Origin of the sequence: Sphingomonas longa, from assembly GCF_016892685.1 — a bacterium.
Taxonomy (GTDB): Bacteria; Pseudomonadota; Alphaproteobacteria; order Sphingomonadales; family Sphingomonadaceae; genus Sphingomonas; species Sphingomonas longa.
This window is the reverse complement of the sequence record NZ_JAFEMC010000004.1, coordinates 285,236-305,470: the sequence shown is the minus strand read 5'-3', so window position 1 is coordinate 305,470 and position 20,235 is coordinate 285,236. Positions and strand designations below refer to the sequence as shown.

The 20,235-nt window shown below is 64.8% G+C and carries 19 protein-coding genes; 8 read left to right on the top strand and 11 right to left on the bottom strand.

Going from position 1 to position 20,235, the window contains the following annotated elements; translation table 11 throughout:
- Positions 1-432: 432 nt before the first annotated feature.
- Positions 433-588 carry a hypothetical protein gene (locus tag ILT43_RS14675; RefSeq protein ID WP_204199729.1) on the top strand — a complete coding sequence of 52 codons (156 nt, stop codon included), beginning with the start codon at positions 433-435 and terminating at the stop codon, positions 586-588.
- Positions 589-1,110: 522 nt separating this feature from the next.
- Here ILT43_RS14675 and ILT43_RS14670 read toward each other — a convergent pair.
- A complete protein-coding gene (locus ILT43_RS14670) occupies positions 1,111-4,020 on the bottom strand; it encodes a TonB-dependent receptor domain-containing protein (protein WP_204199728.1) in 2,910 nt (969 codons plus the stop codon).
- Between the two features lie 170 nt (positions 4,021-4,190).
- On the opposite strand from ILT43_RS14670, the gene ILT43_RS14665 reads away from it, so the two are divergent.
- The 3 genes from ILT43_RS14665 to ILT43_RS14655 all read left to right on the top strand — a co-directional run bounded on the left by ILT43_RS14665 (position 4,191) and on the right by ILT43_RS14655 (position 7,339).
- Positions 4,191-5,864 (top strand): DUF885 domain-containing protein, encoded by a 1,674-nt coding sequence (locus ILT43_RS14665; protein ID WP_204199727.1) that lies wholly within the window; start codon positions 4,191-4,193, stop codon positions 5,862-5,864.
- A 522-nt stretch (positions 5,865-6,386) separates the two neighbouring features.
- Positions 6,387-6,524, top strand: a complete 138-nt coding sequence (locus ILT43_RS14660) for a hypothetical protein (protein ID WP_204199726.1) — start codon at positions 6,387-6,389, stop codon at positions 6,522-6,524.
- A gap of 200 nt (positions 6,525-6,724) precedes the next feature.
- Positions 6,725-7,339, top strand: a complete 615-nt coding sequence (locus ILT43_RS14655; protein WP_204199725.1) for an SHOCT domain-containing protein — start codon at positions 6,725-6,727, stop codon at positions 7,337-7,339.
- Between the two features lie 58 nt (positions 7,340-7,397).
- Here the strand turns inward: ILT43_RS14655 and ILT43_RS14650 are convergent, their stop codons facing one another.
- From ILT43_RS14650 to ILT43_RS14625, 6 genes are all read right to left on the bottom strand, one after another.
- Entirely contained in the window at positions 7,398-8,537 is a 1,140-nt protein-coding gene (locus ILT43_RS14650) for a DUF1176 domain-containing protein (RefSeq protein ID WP_204199724.1), read from the bottom strand.
- Positions 8,537-9,286 (bottom strand): DUF1266 domain-containing protein, encoded by a 750-nt coding sequence (locus tag ILT43_RS14645; protein ID WP_204199723.1) that lies wholly within the window; start codon positions 9,284-9,286, stop codon positions 8,537-8,539. The genes ILT43_RS14650 and ILT43_RS14645 overlap by 1 nt, the downstream gene beginning before the upstream one ends.
- A complete protein-coding gene (locus tag ILT43_RS14640) occupies positions 9,286-10,524 on the bottom strand; it encodes a J domain-containing protein (RefSeq protein ID WP_204199722.1) in 1,239 nt (412 codons plus the stop codon). Before ILT43_RS14640 ends, ILT43_RS14645 begins: the two co-directional genes overlap by 1 nt.
- A complete protein-coding gene (locus ILT43_RS14635) occupies positions 10,521-12,224 on the bottom strand; it encodes a molecular chaperone HscC (RefSeq protein WP_204199721.1) in 1,704 nt (567 codons plus the stop codon). The genes ILT43_RS14640 and ILT43_RS14635 overlap by 4 nt, the downstream gene beginning before the upstream one ends.
- Before the next feature lie 25 nt (positions 12,225-12,249).
- On the bottom strand, positions 12,250-12,930 hold the full coding sequence (locus ILT43_RS14630) for a DUF1266 domain-containing protein (RefSeq protein ID WP_204199720.1): 681 nt from the start codon (positions 12,928-12,930) through the stop codon (positions 12,250-12,252).
- Between the two features lie 178 nt (positions 12,931-13,108).
- The gene (locus ILT43_RS14625) at positions 13,109-13,996 is read right to left on the bottom strand and encodes a poly(ethylene terephthalate) hydrolase family protein (protein WP_204199719.1); all 888 of its coding nucleotides are present in this window, start codon (positions 13,994-13,996) and stop codon (positions 13,109-13,111) included.
- A gap of 174 nt (positions 13,997-14,170) precedes the next feature.
- Here ILT43_RS14625 and ILT43_RS14620 point away from each other — a divergent pair, with 174 nt between their 5' ends.
- From ILT43_RS14620 to ILT43_RS14610, 3 genes are all read left to right on the top strand, one after another.
- A complete protein-coding gene (locus ILT43_RS14620; protein WP_239474859.1) occupies positions 14,171-14,428 on the top strand; it encodes a hypothetical protein in 258 nt (85 codons plus the stop codon).
- Between the two features lie 106 nt (positions 14,429-14,534).
- A complete protein-coding gene (locus tag ILT43_RS14615) occupies positions 14,535-15,806 on the top strand; it encodes a cation:proton antiporter (protein WP_204199717.1) in 1,272 nt (423 codons plus the stop codon).
- A gap of 446 nt (positions 15,807-16,252) precedes the next feature.
- Positions 16,253-16,975 (top strand): NF038120 family PEP-CTERM protein, encoded by a 723-nt coding sequence (locus ILT43_RS14610; protein ID WP_204199716.1) that lies wholly within the window; start codon positions 16,253-16,255, stop codon positions 16,973-16,975.
- Between the two features lie 89 nt (positions 16,976-17,064).
- Here the strand turns inward: ILT43_RS14610 and ILT43_RS14605 are convergent, their stop codons facing one another.
- Entirely contained in the window at positions 17,065-17,256 is a 192-nt protein-coding gene (locus ILT43_RS14605; RefSeq protein ID WP_204199715.1) for a hypothetical protein, read from the bottom strand.
- A gap of 130 nt (positions 17,257-17,386) precedes the next feature.
- Positions 17,387-17,572: a hypothetical protein gene (locus ILT43_RS14600; protein WP_204199714.1), complete on the bottom strand. Its 186-nt coding sequence runs from the start codon at positions 17,570-17,572 to the stop codon at positions 17,387-17,389.
- A gap of 136 nt (positions 17,573-17,708) precedes the next feature.
- Here ILT43_RS14600 and ILT43_RS14595 point away from each other — a divergent pair, with 136 nt between their 5' ends.
- Positions 17,709-17,942: a hypothetical protein gene (locus ILT43_RS14595; RefSeq protein WP_204199713.1), complete on the top strand. Its 234-nt coding sequence runs from the start codon at positions 17,709-17,711 to the stop codon at positions 17,940-17,942.
- Between the two features lie 305 nt (positions 17,943-18,247).
- Here the strand turns inward: ILT43_RS14595 and ILT43_RS14590 are convergent, their stop codons facing one another.
- Both ILT43_RS14590 and ILT43_RS14585 read right to left on the bottom strand, forming a co-directional pair.
- Positions 18,248-19,240, bottom strand: a complete 993-nt coding sequence (locus ILT43_RS14590; RefSeq protein WP_239474857.1) for a type II secretion system F family protein — start codon at positions 19,238-19,240, stop codon at positions 18,248-18,250.
- A 10-nt stretch (positions 19,241-19,250) separates the two neighbouring features.
- Complete coding sequence (locus ILT43_RS14585; RefSeq protein ID WP_239474801.1) at positions 19,251-20,222, bottom strand: type II secretion system F family protein; 972 nt, start codon at positions 20,220-20,222, stop codon at positions 19,251-19,253.
- Between the last annotated feature and the right edge of the window lie 13 nt (positions 20,223-20,235).

Here is a 20,235-nt window from a genome sequence, read left to right as displayed (position 1 = left end):
ATGATCTCGCGTCAACGGCGAGGATCACGATTGTGATTCGTCCGCGTGGCGGCCTTATCGTTCTTTTTGGGCTCGTCAGGACAAATGCACGTCAGGGTAATCTGAAGCGGGTAGGGGCGCCGAATGCTACGCCGACGCGAACCGGCCAGTCCGTTCCGGGAACAACTATGCTTCTGATCCATCTGCTTGGAAGTGATGCGTACGTTGCACATGTGGGAGATACTGGGATTTATCACGTGCGAGGCAGCGGGATTGTCTCGCACTGAGGATCAAGCCGAAGTTGCGGCTTTGCTACGCGACGGAGTTTTGTCAAAAGCTTAAGCGAGAGTTTACCCACGGCGAAATGTGATTACCTCTTACTAAAGCGCGATTGCGAAGCTTGGCTTATGCGAAGATTGTTTGTCCGTAAATGAGGGCGACTACATTGTTCCAATGACAGATGGAGCATATGATATTATCAATAAGGCTCATGTCGTGCAGGAGCTACAAGAATCATCTTTAATTGAAGAGGCTTTGGAACGTTTTCGGCAACGGCTTCTAATGTCTGGTGTCAAAGATGACAGCACGGTGATCGTCGTTGAGATTTAGCTCTTAGCTGTTTTTGGTCAGCTTCTTGGCCTTCAATGCTTGAAGATTACCGCTTAGTTTTTTTTTATCTGGGTCGTCAGCTGGTCCCGCTTCGAGCGGGATGATTGGGGCGGGATGATCTGCGGGCGCATCAATCCTCCGCTCAGCTTGGCCTTTGCCAGCTGATCGTATTCAGGTGATTTTCTCGCGACCTACGCTCCTCGGCGATTTGGTCATCGCAGCGGTTGCGATGATCGACGTGGGTGGAGCGTCGAACTAGCCGTCGAGCATGCTGTGCGATCCCTTCCTTCGTTCGATGATCGAGGGGATATCTGGTGTTGGACAGGGGACGAGCGGCGATCACGCTGTCGCCCGCATTCCCGCGTACATCACCGATCCGATGCCTAGATCGAAAACTATAAAGCTGAGACTGTCGCCCGCCCGGACCCATGAGACGGCATGACGCTGAGGGAGGGTCGAGGCCTTCCCTGAGCGTCATGCAAGCGCTGCACTAAGATCTCACAGGGCGGTGCGTGGAATTCCTCACATCCTGTAGGTGATGCGAAGGTATCCGAACTGGCCCGGCACGTCATAGGTCGTCGGATCATAGTTCGGGCCGGTGCAGCTGGTGCAGGCCGGCGGGTCCTGATCGAACACGTTGCGCACGCCGACGGTGAAGTCGAACTTCTTGTCGAGGAAGGCGGGTGCGAAGATGAGCTGGACGTCGCCGTAGAAGGTGTTGTCCAGCCGGGCGCCCGTGTTTTCCGTGACGTGGTTGATGTAGCGGCCGGTGAACGACGCCTCGAAATCGGCGATGCTCCAGCTGACGACGCCGGTGCCCTTGAACTTGGGGTAGGACTGGTCGGGGGAACCGCGGGTCGTGCCGCTGTAGCTGATCGCGCTGAACCCCGTCGCCGTCGGCGTGGTCTCCGTATACTTCATCAGGTGGTTGCCGTTGAGCGAGAGGCCGAAGATGCCGGCCCCCGTCTGGGGCGAGCGATAGTTGAGCGTGAGGTCGATGCCGCGGGTGCGGATCTCGCCGATATTCTGCAACAGGCCGACGATGCTGGAGATGCGGCCGCTGCTGCTGCGCAGCACGTTCGAGCAGCTGAGCGCGTCACCCGTCTCGGCGCAGCGCGAGAGCGTCACCTGCGGGTTGGTGGAGGCGATCGCGCCGGACACCTTGATGTCGTAATAGTTCGCTTCGATCGCGAACTGGCTGGCGATGCCGCTGTTGCGCATGAAGGCTGGGCTGATGACGCCGCCGAACAGCCACGTCTTCGAGGTTTCCGGCGAAAGGGCGCGGTTGCCGCCCGTGGTCACGCCGAGCTGGCCGGTCGGTTCCTGATAGCTGCCGTCCGCCGGTACGCCGTCCGCGGTGCAGTTCGCGCGCACCGTGGCGGAGGCCTGATACCGCGAGCCGGCGATGTTGCTGCACGGATCGGGGACGCCGATGTCGGAGCGTGATTGCGCCCCGAACAGTTCGCCGATGCTCGGCGCGCGAAAGCCCTCTGCGAAGGAGCCCCGCAGCAGCAGGTCGGGGACGGGCTTCCACAGCCCGGTCGCCGTGAACGTCGTGTTGCTGCCGCTGGTCGAATAGTTGACGTGACGAATTGCGCCCGATGCCTCGAGCGAGCTGAAGAACGGGACATCCTTCAGCAGCGGTATACGCACCTCGCCATAGACTTCGTCCGAATTGAACTTGCCGCTGGCGGCCTGGGCGGGAATGTCCGCGCCGAAGCCGGCCTGGATGAGCGCATCGGGGGTGAACGATCCCCTCTGGTAGCGATGCTCGTAGCCGATGGCGACGCCGACCGGGCCGCCGGGCAGGTCGAACAGTTCGCCCGTGACGTTCGCGGTATAGTCCCGCAGCTCCTGGCTGCTCCGCGCGCGCTCGACGAAGCCGACATAGGCGAGCATCTCCGGCGTGATCGAACCCGCGCCGCCGAAGATGTTGAAGGGGACGCACGCGCCCGTGCACTGGGAGACGGGGCCGAGCGCCTGTGCCAGCCGCTGCGTGTTGATGTTGCCGGTGAAGACCTGCTTGGCGTCGTTGAAACCCTGCACGGCGTTCACGTCCCAGTAGAAGCGCTTGTCGCCGATCTGGAATTTACCGTCCAGCGTCGCGCTGACGGTCATCGTGTCGACCTTCTGGTTGTAGGTCCGCTGGCCCGCCTCCACCAGGCGGCGACCGATCAGGGCATAGTTCGCCGGCGGCTGGCCGGGGCCGCCCGCCGACAGCGTCACGCCGAACGGATTGAACGGGTTGGTCGCATCGATCGAGATGCGATCGGTCAGCGTGCCGGTACCCGCATCGGGTCCGACGTTCAGCGGCAGGAAGGCGGCCTGATTTTCCGAGTTGCGTCGGTTGTAGACCGCCTTGACCCGCAGGTTGATGTCGGAGCCGAGTTCCTGCTTGAAGCTGCCGAAGGCGCCGTAGCGCTCGGACGGCGTCAGGAAGTAGTTGAACGGTGCGAAGTTGAAGCGGTCTGCCGTCGTGAACGCGCGGAAATCGCCGCCCACCAGCGTGGGATCATAGACGCCGCGGGTGGTGAGGCCGTTCTGGCGGACGGTGATGGTGCCACCCTGGGGACGCAGGGCATTACCCGGATTGAACACGATGCGCCCGCCCAGTGCTGCGCCCGAGCAACCGCCGCGCGGATCGGTGCAGCTCGTCTGGTCTGGATTCGGGAATTGCGAACCGGCGCGATCCGCGGTGCGGACGCTGCCTTCCTTCACATAGCTGGCGCCGATGACCATCGACGTCGACGGACCTTTGACGCCGTAGCTGATGTCACCATTGTAGGAATGTCCGTCGCCCGCGCGGAACGTGCCGAACTGGCCGGAGGCTCGCAGCCCCTGCTGGCTGCTCTTGGTGATGATGTTGACGACGCCGGCAATGGCGTCCGATCCGTAGAGCGGCGACTGGCCAGACTGGAGCACTTCGATGCGTTCGATCGAGCTGTTGGGGATGGAGTTCAGATCGACGGTGCCGGGAATGCCGCTGGCGGAGGCGCCGTTGACGTAGCGAAGCCCGTCCACCAGCACGAGCGTGCGCTTCGCGAGGAGATAGCGCAGGTCGATCTCGGCCGAGCCGGCACCGACACCGCCACCGTCCTGCGGATTGCCGATGTTGCCCGAGTTGTTCGCCTTGGTGTTCAGGCCGCCGGCGGCGCTGGGCAAACGCTGCAGGATGTCGGCCACCGAGGTGAGGCCGGTCTGCGCGATTGCCGCGGAGTCGAGCGTGACGACGGGAGAGCGCTGCTCCAGCGGACTCTGCCGGATGCGAGAGCCAGTGACGATGATGTCGTCGCCCGCCTCCGTCGCGTCGTCAGCAGCGGCGGTGGTCGCTACTGCTGGGCCTACCTCCACAGCCTGGGCGTGCGCGCCGGCAGATCCGAGCAGGATGGCGGGAAGGCACAGGCCATAGCGCAGCGCGGTTCGGTTCATCATCGTCGTAAAGCCCCCTGATTGATGAGGCCGATGTTCCGCAGATCATGGTGCACTGCAACAGAAAGGCTCGTTTCGGTCCGAAGAGGGCAACGATCTTTCGGTGAGTGTCACCGCGGCGCAACATAATTGACGAGTTTGGTTAGCGGTGTAGGTTCAGGTGGGGGTGGCTTATGATCGGAAAGTATTTTGCGTTGCCATTGGCGACCGTCCTCGCGCTCATGGTGGCGGCACCGCTCCCTGCCCAGCTGACGCCGGAATCTTCGGCGCAGCCGGCTTTGGAGCAGATGTTCGCCGACTGGCGCGCATTCGTCCGGGCGTCTCCCGCCAACGCTGGCGTAGCGTCGGATTACGGGGCGGATGCCATGGCGCGGAAGCTGGCGGCGCTGCCGGAGTGGCGGGCACGATCGGCACGGATTGAGCGAACCGGCTGGCCGCAACAGGCGATCGACGATGCGCGGCTGATCGACGCGGAGATCAACGGCTTCGACTTCTTCCTGCGCGTGCTGAAGCCGTGGGCGCGCGATCCGAGCTTCTACGCGACCGTCTTCGCCGATCAAAGCGACGTGCCCGCGCACGAGGGACCTTCGGCCGAACCGAACATCGATCTGTGGGCCTTTGACTGGCCTCTATCATCGGCCGACGATCGCAAGTTGACGGCCTTGCTTCGTACGGTGCCGGACACGCTGAAGGCGGCTCGCACAAATTTGGCGGGCAGTCAGGCAGGCGATCTGTGGCGCTATGGCGGTCGCAGCTTTCACGAGCAGAGCGAGACACTGGATGCGCTTGCCAAGGGTACGCTGACCTTGCGCTCGCTGGCGGGGCGTCGCCCGGCGACGATGACCGGCGCCAGCGCAGCGCTGCGGCGGGCCATCGCCGGGGCGCGGACAGCAACGGACGACTTCGCGCGATGGGTGGAGGCGGAGGCGCCGGGCCGGCGTGGACCGTCCGGCGTCGGCAAGGCGAATTACGACTGGTTCGCGAAGAACGTCCAGCTTTCGCCCTATGATTGGGATGCGCAGCAACTGCTGCTGCAACGCGAACTCGATCGCGCCTTGACCTCGTTGCGACTGGAGGAGGTGCGCAACCGGGCGCTTCCGCCGATCGCACCGATCGACGATCCCGTCGCCTACGCTCGGATGGCGCAGGCGAAGACGCGCAAGTTCAACGACTTCCTCGTCGCGACGGGCATCGTTCCCGATCGTCCGTATTTCCGGGCGGCGCTGGAGGCGCAGACCAGCAGCTATGTCGCGCCGGCCGACCGCAACTTCTTCTCGCACGGCAGCGCGCTCGATCCGCTGCCGCTGCTCAGCCATTCGACGCATTGGATCGAGCTGGCGCGCCTCCGGCATGAACCGCATCCGGACCCGGTCCGCCGAACGGCACCATTGTTCAACATCTTCGCCGACCGCTCCGAGGGGTTTGCAACGGCGATGGAAGAGGTCGTCATGCAGGCGGGGCTGTACGACGACATTCCCCACGGGCGCGAGCTGGTGTGGATCATGCTCGCCAACCGCGCCGCGCGTGGGCTTGCGTCGTTGCAGGTCCAGGCGAACGAGTGGGATCTGGCGACGGCCGGCCGCTACCACGCCGAGTGGACACCACGGGGCTGGTCCGACCCGGCGAGCAGACTGGTCGGTTTCGAGCAACTCCTGTACCTGCGTCAGCCGGGCTACGGCACCAGCTATATCGTCGGCAAGCTTCAGCTGGATCATCTCCTGGCCACGGCCAGCTATGATGCCGATCAGCGGCGACAGTCATTCTCGCTGAGCAGCACGATGGCCGAAATCCTGAAGGCTGGCATCGTACCGCCAGCCCTGATTGCGGACGAGTTGAATTCGCGGTGAACCGGACACGGACGCAGCGTTCGATTCAATCGCGTTGTGTACGCGCAACGACAAACGCCGTGGTGGCTTGCGGATAGCGTCCGCTAACTACCAACGTTCGGGAGCGGAGAAGTGGGCATGAATGTCCGTGGATGGGTGAGTCACAACGTAACCTGTCTGCCGCGCGCAAACAGCGATACCTATCGCCGCAGGCTCACCCCTTGAGCGTCGACGTCGGAGAGCGGCCCGGTTACATGCCGTCGATGTTACGCCGCGCTTGCGTTCTGATGCTACTCTCCGGCGCAGGCTTTCTGTCTGCCGCCGCACAGGCACGGCGCGCTGGCTTGCGGGAGAGCCGCGTGGAGGGCGCATGGCGAGCTCCAGCCGCTGCTGGCCGGGAGTGCCTGGGCGCCAAGCGCCAAGCCGTCGATGGTCGTCGCGCCCGGTGGTCTCGACTTCCGTGTGGCTCGCCGTCACCGACGATCATGGGCGACGTCGAAGGCATCGACATTCGTGAGGCAGCGGGGGAGGGTGAATGTCGACATGACCTTCCGTGGTGCGGTAACGACGTTCAGCGCCAGTCTCGGGGTGGTGCCGCTCGCCGCCCATGTCCTGTCGCCGGTCCCGCCCTCCGTGCCGCTGTCGAACCGCGCCGTGTCGGTTAAGACAATGGCGGCATGAACATGCTCGCCCTTTCGATGCTGCTCAGTGCGGGCGTCGGCGGCGTAATTGCGTCCCTCAAAGGGCGATCGCCGGCACTCTGGATAAGTCTCGGCCTCTGTATAGGTCCGATCGCCGTGGCACTGGTCTTGTGCCTCTCAGACCAAAAGGGAGGGAAGCCGTCGATGCGACCGGCTCTCGCCCCGCCGTCACCCGTCCCGATGCGGTCCATCGTCGACGAGATTCAGGCGCTGGCCGAGATGCGCGAGCGCGGTCTCATCACCGATGACGAGTTCGCGCAGGGCAAGGTACAGATCCTGGCATGGCCGATATCGTCGCCGATCCCTGCTGCTCTCACGCCCGAACGGGTCTGGGCGGATGGCCGGCGGACGTGGGCAAGTTATCAGCCCACTACCCGGGCCTCGATCGAGGCGTTCGCACGACGCCATGCGCTCGACTTGTCCTGGCGCAGCGACTTGCCGCTCGAGGTGCCCTGTACGTTCCGCGTTCAACCCGGCCTGTCGTTCGAGCTGTCGCTGGCCCTGGAGAAGGGTATGATCCACTGCTGGGGAGAAGGGTGGGATCTGAACCCTAGCGAGCTGCGCCGTCCCGAACAGGGGCTGCCGCCCGATCTCGAAGCGGCGCTCGATGCGCTTGTCCGCGGCACGGGGCGCATCGTGATCCGGCAGGCGGTGCGCGCGCCGTCACCCTTCTGGGTCGCCCTGCAGACGAGGACCGACGGAAAATGGCGTTCGGTTCGGCGGGTAGGGGGTATCCCGGTGCCGCCGATATGGCGGCGAAGGATCATCGCCAACACCGATGTACGCCAGACGTGACGAGCGACAGCAGCAAGAACTCACAGGCTGGATACGCCAGCGGCACGCCTGGCCGGTATTATCGGGCTGGCGACGAATGTCTGGCCTCGTCGGGTGACGGTTGCGCGCGGGTGCGGAACAACGTCGGCCAGTCGCCGGGCCCGCCGCCGCAGCGCTGCTGGAGCGTGAGGGACGACAGGCGGAACCCGGTCCCGTCATAGGTCCATTCCTGCGCGGAGCCGCAGTCGGCCATGCCGCGACCCTTCGCATATTCGCCAAACACGCGGCGGGCCGCGTCGTAGCTTCCCTCGACATACTCGCCACGGCTCTCCGGATCCGGCGGGGTCGAGGGCAGGGGATCCGGCAGCACCAGCAGCCGTGCCTTTCCGGGACTTGCCCGCGGCACGACGAAGGCGAGCACCGAGCTCTGGTATGCGAAGCGCCCGCATCCCAGCAAGACAATCGCACTGGACGCGTCGAGCGGGTCCGCGCTGTCGCCAACGCCCGCCTCCCGGTCGCATTCGTGCGCGGCCAGTGCGCGAGCTTGCAGCCGACGGACAGTTCCGGCGAGCGCGGCCGGGTTCGCCAGCGGAGCCGGCTCTGGTCCCTGCCTGATAATCGGGGGCAGGATCGGCGCAGGCGTGCTCGCGGCTGGGCGGGTTCCGGGGCGGCCCAACGCGCTGACGTTGCCGATCCGCCCTTGCGCCTCGTCCATCGCGATCAGGACGGCGGCCAGTCCGCGGAGCGGAACGCGAGAGGTGTGCCCTTCGCCCGACCACGATGCTGTTTTCGCGTCCCGCAATTCGCGGACGAACGCCAGCGCATCGTCGCCGTCGATGCTGGCGCCGCGGTTCTCGTCGGACCGTTGCCATTGCGGTCGGTGTCGGGGCATCGCATCGTCGATCCGGAGGGTGATCGGGTCGAAGCCATAACCCGAGGTCACGTCGACAGACAGGTCACCGGCAGGGCCAGCCGCACGCTCGATCACGATGCCGGCGTCCTCGTCGTACGGATTGGTGTCGTCGTCATGGTCGCCGAGCACATATTTGGCGACACACTGGCGGGTGTTGTCGCAAGCGATCAGCCAGTCACCGATCTCTCGGTACACCGGCTGGATCCCCGGCGGAAAGGCCGGGTGCGCCGAAGCCGGGACCGCGATCGCGATCGGCAACGCCAGCGCGCAAGGCAGCGCGAGTGACCGTCGCGCAACGCTTCGCATCAGCGCCGCTCCAGCGTCCACGCCAATTCCGCGCCGAAGCGCACCGGCGCGGGTACGGCAAGGTCGCCTGCATCCCACTCCAACGTCCGCCACGGACTGGCCGCATCGCGCCCGAGCATCGCTATCACCGCGTCGAAGACGTCCGGATCACCGTCCCCCGCCCAGATATTGCGTGACAGCACGAAGTCGGCGCCGAATGCCGCCCAGGACGAGTAGCTGCGGCGGACGTCACGGGCGACCTCGCCCATGTACGCCCAGGCCTCGTCTTCCTGGAGCCAGCCCAGCATCAGCCCGTCACGCGCCAGCATGATCCCACGCGCGGCGTCAAACGCGAGCAATGACGACGACCGGATGCCCGGAAGATTGGCCTGTACCGCATCCAGTCGCCACAAATCGGCCTTGGCTTCCTCGGCCTCGTCGCCACCCTCGCGGATCGTGGCGCGCAGTTCCTCTCGCATCGATGCAACCGCCGGGCGCCAGATCATCGCGAAATACCGCAGCTTCAACGCCAGACGATGACGATGGCCTTCGCTGCCCAGATGATTCATCGCCTCGATCAGCGACGCGCGGTCATCGATACCCCAATCGCGCGCCAGCTTGGCACGTTCATCATCGGCATCGACAGCCTCGGGAAGTCCGTCGATCGGGTGACCGTGGCCGACGTGATAGGGCGCGCCCACCGCATAGGCCCATCGCTGCTCGATCGAACGCAACGGGTGCTTGGCTCCGAAGACCGCAATGTCCGGCATCACTTCTTCTCCTGCCGCACGGGATAGCGTCGGATTTCCGACCACACGCCATCGGTCGTTCGGATCCGCATCGAGATCGCCGTGATGTTGGGCGGCGCCAGAAAGCCGATCGGCGCATCGAACTGGGGCAGCGGGAACACCGTGGTTGGCTTTCCGTCATTGTAGCCGATCCGCAGGTCGCGAATTGCATGCCGCATCCGCATGACCGGTGCCCAGTCCACGCGAACGCCGTCCGGCTCCTGCACCATATCGACCCAGGGGACCTTGGGATCCTTCAGGAGGGGCAGGGCGACGCTGGCTGCCAGTGCGGTGTCGTTGCCGCCGTAAGTGGGACGATCGGACTTATACAAGGCCCTGCCAAGTACGACCGCGCCAATGAGTGCAACCGTTGCGGCGCGGATCTTCCACTGCGTCTTCTTCGACAAGGTCGGAACGACGCGTGGCGCCGCACTGGCTGGCGGTGCCACAGCCGCTGGCCGGGGTGTGGTGACGGACTCGCCAAGCAGCGGCGGGCCCTCAACCGCCTGCCGTAGCAGCGCGAGCGTTCCTCCATCCAGTCGCCCCATCAGAAACGCGCCGTGAGAGAGGAACTGATCGAAGATGCCGCGTATCTCGGCGCGTTGCTCGGGTCCGATGCCGTCCTTGGTCAGTCGTTCCAGTGCCTCGCCATGCGGTGCAAGCACCAGTGCCTCGAGCTTTCCTTCCGGCGTCTGCGCATAGGCGGAGAAGGCGGCGAAGAAATCCTCCGCTGCGATCCGATCGAGCACGACCGCATGATGCTCTGGGTCGCGACGCGCTGCATGGCCTTGCGTGTCGCGCCAATCAAACACGCGCGCTAGATGCAGGAACAGAGCAGGCGAAAGCATCCGTTCGAGTGCAACATGGTCGAGCAACGCGTTCTCGATCACTTCGCTGGCGGCGGATCCCGGCGGATGCGCTGCACGGGTTTCATCGACCAACGCGATCGCGCCCGCCTCGTCACCGGCGGCACGGCGTGCGGCCAGCGCAGCGATAAAGGCATTCGCATCCAGCGTGCTCCCGACAACAGCTGCGGGTGTCGAGGGGCAAGCCTGCAGGGCGGCCTCATAGGCGGCACGCAGTCGTTGAAACCCTTCTGGATCGGTCTCAGGCCCCGTCTTCTTCAACTGTTCACGATAGGCCCGACGAATGACGTCGGTGGCATCGGTCGGCGCGATGCCCAGGCTGGCCCAGTCGTCCGGTGTCGGCAGTTCGCTCATCGGGACGCCTCCAGTTCGTGGAGCAGGCGGGTCAGTTCGGCGCCCGCCTGCTCGATGGTTGCAGGATCCTGCGTGTCGATCGCGCTTTCGAACTGGCCCAGCACGACGCCCAACTGGTCACGATCACTGCCCAGCCGTTCCTCGAACACCCGTTCGCCACGTGCCAGCAGCAGCCGGTTGGCCGACTGATCGCGAGGATGGATCTTCAGCGCAGCCAATGCTGCCAGCCGGGCTTCCGCTTCTTCGGGCGTCGCCGCGTCCGATCCATGTTGAATGACGATACGCTCGGATGCGCCATCAGCCTCAGCCTTGGCACTCACCTCCAGGATACCGTTGACGTCGTAGGTGAAGCGCACCTCGATCGACTGTTCGGAGATGCGACGGGGCGACAGCGCGAGTTCGAAGCTGCCGAGCGGAATATTGTCGCGCACCAGTCGTGCCTCGCCCTGGAAGATGCGGACCTCCACCTGCCGCTGGAAGTCCCGACCGGGCACAACGGGTCGCATCCGGCTTACCGGCACGACGGTATTGCGCTCGATCACGGGCAACATCCGTCCCGGGGACGATGCGCCGGGTCGTCCTTCGCTCACCTCGATGCCCAGCGTGTACGGCGCGACGTCGGTCAGTACGATGTCGGACAACGCAGCAGACCGCATCTTCAGCCCCGCCTGTACGCCGGCACCGCGCCCGACCACCTCGTCGGGATCCAGCCGTTGCAGGGGCAGGCGGCCAAACAATCGCGCCGCCTCGCGCCGTATGATCGGCATCCGGGTTGCGCCGCCGGCCAGCACGACGTGAGACAGTTCCTCCGGGCGGATGCGGCTATCCGACAGCGCACGCGCGATCGGTGTGCGCAGGCGTTCGAGCAGCGGCTCGGCAATGCGCGCGAAGATCTCAGTCGTCAGGTCCGCCTCACGCATCGTTCCGTCGGGCAGCGTCAGTGACATGCTCGCCGTCGGCGCGTTGCTCAGCAGACGGCGCGCAGCTTCGGCCGCGCGACGAAGTCGGGCCGCGGGCACCTGCCCCTCCGGCGTCAGCGCATCGGGCAACGCCATACCGACCGCCCCGGCGAACCACATGGCCACCGCGTCGTCGAAATCCTCGCCACCCAGGAAGTTGTCTCCCGCCGTTGCGCGGACCTCGACGATGCCGTCGTTCATCTCCAGCACGGACACATCGAATGTGCCGCCGCCAAGATCGAACACCAGCACCGGCCCATCGGCGGTGTCGCGTTCGGCGAGCCCATAGGCCAGTGCAGCAGCGGTTGGCTCATTCAGGACGCGCTCGACCTTCAGCCCGGCCAGTTCACCTGCCGTCCGTGTCGCCCGGCGCTGGGCATCGCTGAAATAGGCCGGCACGGTGATCACCGCCTCGTCGACCGGCGCCCCCAGCAACGCCTCCGCGTCGGCATGAAGCGAGCGGATGATGAAGGACGACAATTCCTCTGCACGGAACGACCGCGTGCCGAGAGGGATGCGGCGCGACGTTCCCATGTAGCGCTTGAACGCAGCGGCGGTCATCTCGGGATGGCTCGTCAGTCGCTCGCGCGCCGCGGCACCCACCACGATCTCGCCCGTTCGATCGAGGCTGACCACCGATGGCGTCAGCACATCGCCGAGCGCGTTGGGAACCAGCTCCACCCCGTCGCGCCAAACTGCCGCCAGGGAGTTGGTGGTGCCGAGATCGATGCCGAGGATCATGTGAGGCGCGCCTTATGCCGGATCTTCATGCCGTGAGCCATGACAGGGTTCGCCAGGGGCTGGCTGGATCATCCCGCAAGCGCTGCACTGTGCGTGCCAGCACCTTGCGACCAAGGACGTTGCTGCCCGCCGCATCACGCTCGCCGTGCAGGAACGCCTCTCCGTACGCGTTCCAGGAGGTGAAGCGTTCTGCTGCGATGGCGACGGCGGGTGCCGCCCAACCCAGTGCATGATCGACGTCTGCATATCCCAGACCGGCGGCAGCGGCTGCGACGTGGCATGCCCTGACCAGCGAAACCGCGCATTCTCCTTCTGGCGCGTCTCGAGCCCCTTCGATCAGTGCGCGCGTCAGCGCCTCGGCGGCGCCAGCGTTTTCCACTGCGAAATCCCGTGCGATCATGTTCTTCCAAGAGTGCGATTCCTTGGCAGGGAGCTCCATGCACAGAAGGTAGATCGACGGGCGCTCTTCGGTTGCCGCAGCACTGAGTTCGCTGAGAAACGTTTCGCGATAGGGTGCGGCCAAGGCCGTGACGATCCGCTCCACGGGCGGCGCAAGAGCGAGGCGTGTTCTCAATGCCGCCAGCTGTTCCGTGACAGTCAGTGCCTTAGTAGCCTTGTCAGCGTCGATTTCCTCGCGCGCTTCCGCCAGGCCCTCGCTGGCACCCTCGCGTAACGCTGCAATCATGTCCTTCAGAAATGCAATCATCTCGCCCCCTGCCTGTGCCGGTCGCCCCACCGGGCGATAACCGCCCCGTCGCGATCTGTCATGGCGGAACGGGCGCGACGTAGTGCGCGCGTGGCATGCCGCGAAACCTCCGTCACCTACATCGCGACCGGCGGAGCGCCAGTGGGCGCTTCCCCCCGTTTCGGGGATAGCCGGCGGCTCAGTCGAAGCCCTTCCGCTCGAGCGTAAGCCGGCGATCGCCACAGAACCCGCACTTCGGACCATCGAAGCGGGCTCCCGCGGTGCTGTCGCCCTTAAGCCGCCAGTCGAGCCAAGCGGTGACGACCTCCGCTCCCAAGCCGCCGTGCGGCTGCGTGTAGGTACCGCCATGCCCCACGGGGATGTTGATCAGGGCGGCCGGGAGCTTGTTTATGCGTCGGAAATCATCGGTTCCGTTCGCCGCGGCGATGTCCGTAGGGCCGCCCAGGACATAAAGCACGGAGCCGTGCAATCCTGCGAGCAGCGTCTTGTCCGACACGACGCCGCCGATCGGGTTCGCGCCTTCCGGGAAGAAGCCGCTGTTCATGATGACGGCCGTTCGCACGCGCGGGTCCTGCGCTGCCGTCAGAGCCTGCAGGCCGCCGCAGCTCCAGCCCGACACTGCGATCGCCTTGGTATCGATCCGTCCGCGAAACGGACTGCCGGCGCGGCTATTTTCTCGCTGGGCCCAATCGATGGCGTCGATCAGGGCATGGGTGGGCGTCGCCGCGGTGAGCTTGCCGGGTGCGGCATCGGGTTCGGTGGTCTTCCCGAGGCGCGGGATCGTTCCCGACGCGATGACGAGATAGCCGTGAGAGGCGATCTCCAGCAGATGATTGCGCGAGCTCGTTCCGTCCGCGCTGCACCCGCCATTTCCGAAGACGTAGATGCCCAGCGACGCGGGTTTGACGGCGGTCAGGTCGCGGGGTCTGTAGACGACATGGTCGGGTAGATCCGGTCGTTCCTCGTACAGTGCGGGCGACGCGCCACTCCCCTGCTCGATCGCAGGTCGCGCGGACGTCTGAGAGGGACTCAGCAGCGCCAGTCCGAGCAGCAGGATGATAGACACTTCGATCCTCCAATAGGGCCACGATCCTGAAGCGCCGCGGGCAGACGGCGCTTCCGATCCGCACGGTGAAGCGCAGGCGGGCTATGCGAAGGTAAATCCTATATGATTGCGGCTGTGAAAACCCGACCTTATTTTTGGCCTATGTCGAACCCCGATCGGACGGTACGCATCGACATGGATCTGGACGATCAGGTGCGCCGCTATTTTGGCACGGACGATCTGGCCGCCGTGCCTCGCGAGGCGTTGGCGGCGGGGATCGAGCACATCCGCGTCGATCTCGGACTGGAACGGGACCGATCGCGGCGGTTCGCCCTGTGGGCTCTGCTCTACATGCTGGATGCCGCGCCCGATCTGGATGTGGCGTTCGCCGATCCCGCTGACCGGGATGCCGCCAGGAACTTCATGGATCTGGCTGCCTTCGACGAACGCTAGCCGGCGAGTGGCACCGCGGTCCGGGTGACCGATGGGGCCGTCTGCGGAACGCAGTCGTTGAGCCGTCATGCCAGCCAGCGTTTTTCCCGATCCCTATATTCTTGTCATGACCGGTGCCGGTCTGCTCATCGCGCTGGTGGCGTGGCTGCCACTGGCGTTGAAGCGCCTGCCGCTGTCACTGCCGATCGTGTGCATCGGCATCGGTGCGGGCCTGTTCCTGCTGCCGCAGGTTACGTTGCGTCCGCTACCGATGCTCTATCCGGATGTAACCGAGCGGTTTGCCGAGTTCGTCGTCATCATCGCGCTGATGGGCGCAGGCCTGAAGATCGATCGCGTGTTCGGCTGGCGACGCTGGTCGATCACCTGGCGACTGATCGCGATCACGATGCCGCTGGGTATTCTGGCGATCACTCTCCTGACGGGGTGGGCGCTCGGCCTGCCGTGGGCGGTGGCGTTGCTGATCGCCGCCAGCCTCGCCCCGACCGACCCCGTCCTGGCCGCCGACGTGCAGGTCGGCCCCCCGAAAACGGGGGACGAGGACGAGGTGCGCTTCGGGCTGACCTCGGAGGCTGGGCTGAATGACGGCGCAGCCTTCCCGTTCGTGCATCTCGCCATCCTGCTGGCGGTCGCAGTACCCGCCGGCAAGCCGTGGCTGACCGAGTGGCTGACATACCGGGTGCTGTGGGAGATCGTCGGCGGGATCGCCGGAGGCTGGATCGTCGGAAGGATATTCGGCTGGCTGACGTTCCACATCCCGGCGAAGACGAAACTGGCGCGGACGGGCGACGGTCTGATCGCCCTGTCGGCAACATTCGTGTCGTACGGTCTGACCGAGATCGTGCACGTGTACGGGTTCCTGGCGGTTTTCGTCACCGCGCTGACAGTCCGTCATACGCACCGCGAGCACGACTTCCAGGCGGACATGCATGCGATCACCGAGCAGATCGAACGGCTCGCGATGATGGTGCTGCTGATCCTGTTTGGCGGAGCGCTGGTCAGCGGTCTGCTGGCACCGGTGACGTGGAGGGATGCAGGCGTCGCGCTCCTCATCCTTCTGGTGGTTCGGCCGGTCACGGGCTGGCTGGGTCTGCTCGGCCACCACGCGGATCGGGGTGAGAAGATGACGCTGGCGTTCTTCGGCATCCGCGGCGTCGGGTCGATCTACTATCTGGCGTACGGCATCAACCATATGGACGTGGCCGATCCGGAACGCCTGTGGGGAATCGTCGGGCTGGTAGTGCTGCTGTCCATCCTGCTGCACGGGCTGACGGTGACGCCGATCATGCGTTCGCTCGACGAGCGGAGAGGCGTCGACCCGGACGCGAAGGCCACGCCGCCGCCGGGGTTGCAGGGGCCGGCGGCTCAAGCGTCGCGCTGATCGGGCGAGCCGTAAACGCTGCGCGCGAGGTCAGGACGGCGTCCCGCCGGGCGCGCCGCGTGTCGCGGGCGTTCCATGAGCCTTCATCGGCGAAGGCCAGAGCCTTGACGCGGCAGTGGGTCGGCGCGCGCGGATCTTGCGGGACGTCGATGGCGCCAGTGCAGTCTCCGCGAACCGGACGGCTCGCGAGCTCCGAGCGAACAGCGAATACGATGCGAACAGGGCGATCGCGACGAGCCGTCGCGGATGATCCGCGCTTCCCGGAAGAGGGTGGAGGTTAACGATCCGATGCTCCCCGCGAAACACTAAAATCGATGCAATAATAGATAGTTATTAACCATATTGACACGACGGAGCATTGCCGCGAGCTATAGCGGCGCAGCCTAGCCGCATGTTTCGACCGTCCTCGCAGAAGCGTTGGCGTTGGACGATCCAGTCGAAGCAGCATGGTGCACAAGAACGCCGGCAGGACGTCAGAGCTGCAACCAGCAAGTCCATCAATCGCGCAAAAAGGATCGCCGATGATACGATTTTCAATGCTGGCCATTGCGGCCGCTTTCTCAGCGACAAGTGTTCAGGCAGCAACGATCGACTTCAATACACAAGCCCTCGATGGTTTCGGATCTCAAAAGTACAAGTTCAATGAAGACGGCTTTCAGGTGCAGATCGTCCCTACAAGCATCTTCGGGATGTATCTGCTGAACGATCCCTCGAAACACCTCGGAATGTGCAATCCAAGCTGTCCTTCAAATGGGACGACAGCCTATTACGGCATGAACGAAACCAGCGTATCGTTCTTCGGCGTGAACGGGGGGCTGTTTTCGTTGGTCTCGCTCGATGCGGCGCAGACGTTTACCGGGTCGGGCAATCCCCTGACCCTGACGGTGACCGGGGTGAAGGCTGGCGCCGTCATCACCGCCACGATCTTCGCCGACCCGCAGGCGGCTGAAACATTCTCTACCTTCGCCCTTAACGACTTCGTCAATCTCTCGTCCCTGACGATCACCGGCGGACCCGAGTTTGCGCAGTTCGCCCTCGACAATGTCGTTCTGTCCGCAGGGGCCGTGCCCGAGCCCGCGTCCTGGGCGCTGATGATCGCAGGCGTCGGTGCAACGGGTGGCGCCCTGCGCCGTCGTCGCCCGGTCAGGACGACCGTCAGCTTCGCCTGACCGACTCCGTCGTCCGGGATACACGAAGCCGCCGACCACGCATGATGGTCGGCGGCTTTCTTGCAATCCGGCCGTTGGCCTGCACGCCGTCAGTGGCCAGACTTCGACCGCATCTCGATCGTCTGGCCCTCCGCCTGCGCCGCAGCCTGAAGCAATCGATCGGAGGTGTCGGCTGCGGCATCCGGCGTAAACGAGGCTACCACCCCGCCCGGTCCGCTGACGAGTACCACGCCGTCGACGGCATCTACATCGGACGGCTCATCATATACGGGCTGGTTCATGGCGGTTCTCCGATCATTACAACGCGGCAGGGGAGACAACGCCACCGAAGCAAATGGGCTTTCGCTATGATGTCGATCAAGGGAAGTCGCGGGGACGCGTGATCATGGCGGGCGCAGTCACGCGTTCCGGTCAGGCAAGATCGCCCAGCTCGTCGGTGATCTTGTCTTCCGGCGTCGGCGGCGTTGCCGCCGCGATCAGCGCAAGAAGGTTGTCGACTGTGAAGCCGCTGTCCTCGTCGATCAGATCGCCGGGGCTGTAGGATCGCGCGAATGCCTGGGCATGTTCGAGCGCGGCGGCGAGGGGGTCGTTGTCCATAGGCGGATAACGATGCGGAGCCCGCGTTGGTCGCATCCGCGAAGCGTCGTCGACGCGACGATCGCACGCACCGGGTTGCACGGCGGCCGGGACCCACGCGTCGATGGCGCGTTATGGAGCCTCCAGTCAGGAGAGAATGATGAACGACGCCGACGCCGTGCAGACCCGTCAACGCGAAATCGCGACCGAGCACCTGCTGTTCAAGGTGATGGAGTATGTCGAGGCGCAACACCCCGGACTGCTCGATTTTCTCGAGAACAGCCTCGACCATCTGGGCGATCCTGCCAGTGACGCCACCAAGAACGACGCCGGCGTACGCACGATCGCGCAGAAGATGATCGATGGCGCACGAAAGCAAGGCACGGACTGATCCACGCATCCGATACCTGTTCGTTGCAGGTGAGATCGTTCCGGCGGGTGGCGAGGGCGGGGCTGCCATCCTCATAGCGCGACAGGCATCCGGTGGGGAGCAGCTCGCGTTACGCTGACAGCATCTCTGGATAGGATGGTGCCAACAAAACCGAGGTTTCAGGCACCACCGCCCCCCTTCACGTCACCGTAGGGAAGGGGGGCTCGTGGTGAGGAGCACCGGTTCTCTCCTCAGAAAGACCCCAGCGCTCGCCGGGGTGACGGTTGGCCCACGTAACCCGAGGCGTCAGGCTATGATGGCCGGCGTCAGCCGGTCATCAGCGCGTCCTTGATCGAACAGGCGGCCGGCCCAAGGATGACGACGAACAGTACGGGCAGGATGAACAGGATCAGCGGCACCGTCATGATCGCCGGCAGCCGTGCCGCCTTTTCCTCGGCGCGCATCATGCGTTCGTTGCGGAACTCCGCGGACAGGACGCGAAGCGCCGATGCCAGGGGCGTGCCGTATTTCTCGGTCTGGACCATCGTCGTGGTGACGCCCTTCACCGCGTCCAGATCGACGCGCATCGCGAGGTTCTCGAACGCCTGACGTCGATCGGTCAGGAAGCCGAGCTCGATTGCGGTGAGCGTGAATTCCTCGCCCAGTTCGGGATAGGCGCGGCCCAGTTCGCGCGCCACGCGGTGGAACGCTGCATCGACGGTCAGGCCAGCCTCTGCGCAGATCACCAGCAGGTCGAGCGCGTCGGGCAGCCCCTTGCGGATGAGGTCGGTGCGCTTCTTGATCTTGTTGGTCAGGAAGATGTCGGGTGCCTTGTACGACAGGATGAAGGTCACCGCGACCAGCCCGTATTTCTTCAACGGCGACCAGTCTGCGAAACCGTCGGTGCCGTATACCCAGAAGACCGCCATGCCGCCGAACACGATCGGCAGGACCATGCGGCCGAAGATGACCGCGACCGCCCATTCCTTGGACCGGATGCCCGCCTGCAACAGCTTGCGTTGCGCCGCCTTGACCTGGCTGTCCTGCAACACCTTCATCGACGACAGCATCGTCTTCATGCGGTCGGCGGTGTCGTTGCGCTGGACCAGCTTTGCGCGGCGCTTCGTCGAGGCGGTGATGCCCGCCTTCAACTGCTCGCGCCGATCGTTCAGCGCCTTGACGCGCTTCGCCATCGGATCCTTGACGCTGGTCGCGGCGTAGATCGCGACCATGACCGCGAAGGCGGCGACGCCGGACAGCAACGTCGCGACCCACAGGACGTCGATGCCGAGCAGCGTTGGGCCATGAGCTGGGGTCATCATCGCTGTCCTAAATCTCGAAATTGATCATCTTGGCCATGATGAAGGCGCCGATGCTCATCCAGATCATGCCGCCGAGCCCCGCCACGATCAGCCGCTGATCGACGAAGAAGTTCTGCATGTACGTATCGTTGATCGTCCAGATCAGGCCGAAGACGACGAACGGCAGCGACCCGATGATGTAGGCGGACGCCTTGGATTCGGACGACATCGCCCGGATCTTCAACTTCATCTGGCTGCGCTTGCGCAGCACCTCCGCCAGGTTCGCGAGCGTCTCCGCCAGATTGCCACCGGTTTCGCGCTGGATGGCGATCGTGATGACGAAGAACTGGAATTCGGGGGTGCCGAGGCGATCGGCGGTGTCCTGCATCGCCGCGTCCATCGTCCGCCCGATCTTCATCTTGTCGGCGATCGCACGGAATTCCTCGCCGACGGGGCCGTCGACCTCGGCGCCCACGACCCCCATCGTCTCGCTGATCGGCAGGCCGGAGCGGAGGCCGCGAACGAGCAGTTCGATCGCGTCGGGGAACTTGGACGTGAACTTGGCGATGCGGCGTTTGATGACTTTGCCGACCACCAAATGCGGGATGCCCGCACCCATCGCCAGCCCCAGCAACAGCGCGAGCAGCAGGGGTGCGCCCTTCAGCAGCAGCAGCAGCGCGACGACACCGGTGACGCCGGCGGTCGCCATGCCGTAATTGCCGACCGTCCAGTCCTTGCCCGTCATCGCCAGCCGTTTGGCCAGGGCGGCGCGGTTGGGGAGCAGGCGGCCGACCGCGACGTCCATCCTGGTGTCGCGCGAGTTCGTGATGCGGCGCAGTTTCGCGTCGACGGCGACGGCGGAGTCGCCGTGCCGTTCGCGCAGCGCACCGATGCGGCGCGCCTGCGCTCGTTGAGGCGAGGGGCCGGCAAACGCCAGCGCGATCATCCCCAGGATCAAGGCACCGCCGACCGTGACGATGATTAGTGGCATCATGTCCATGACGCGCCCTTCC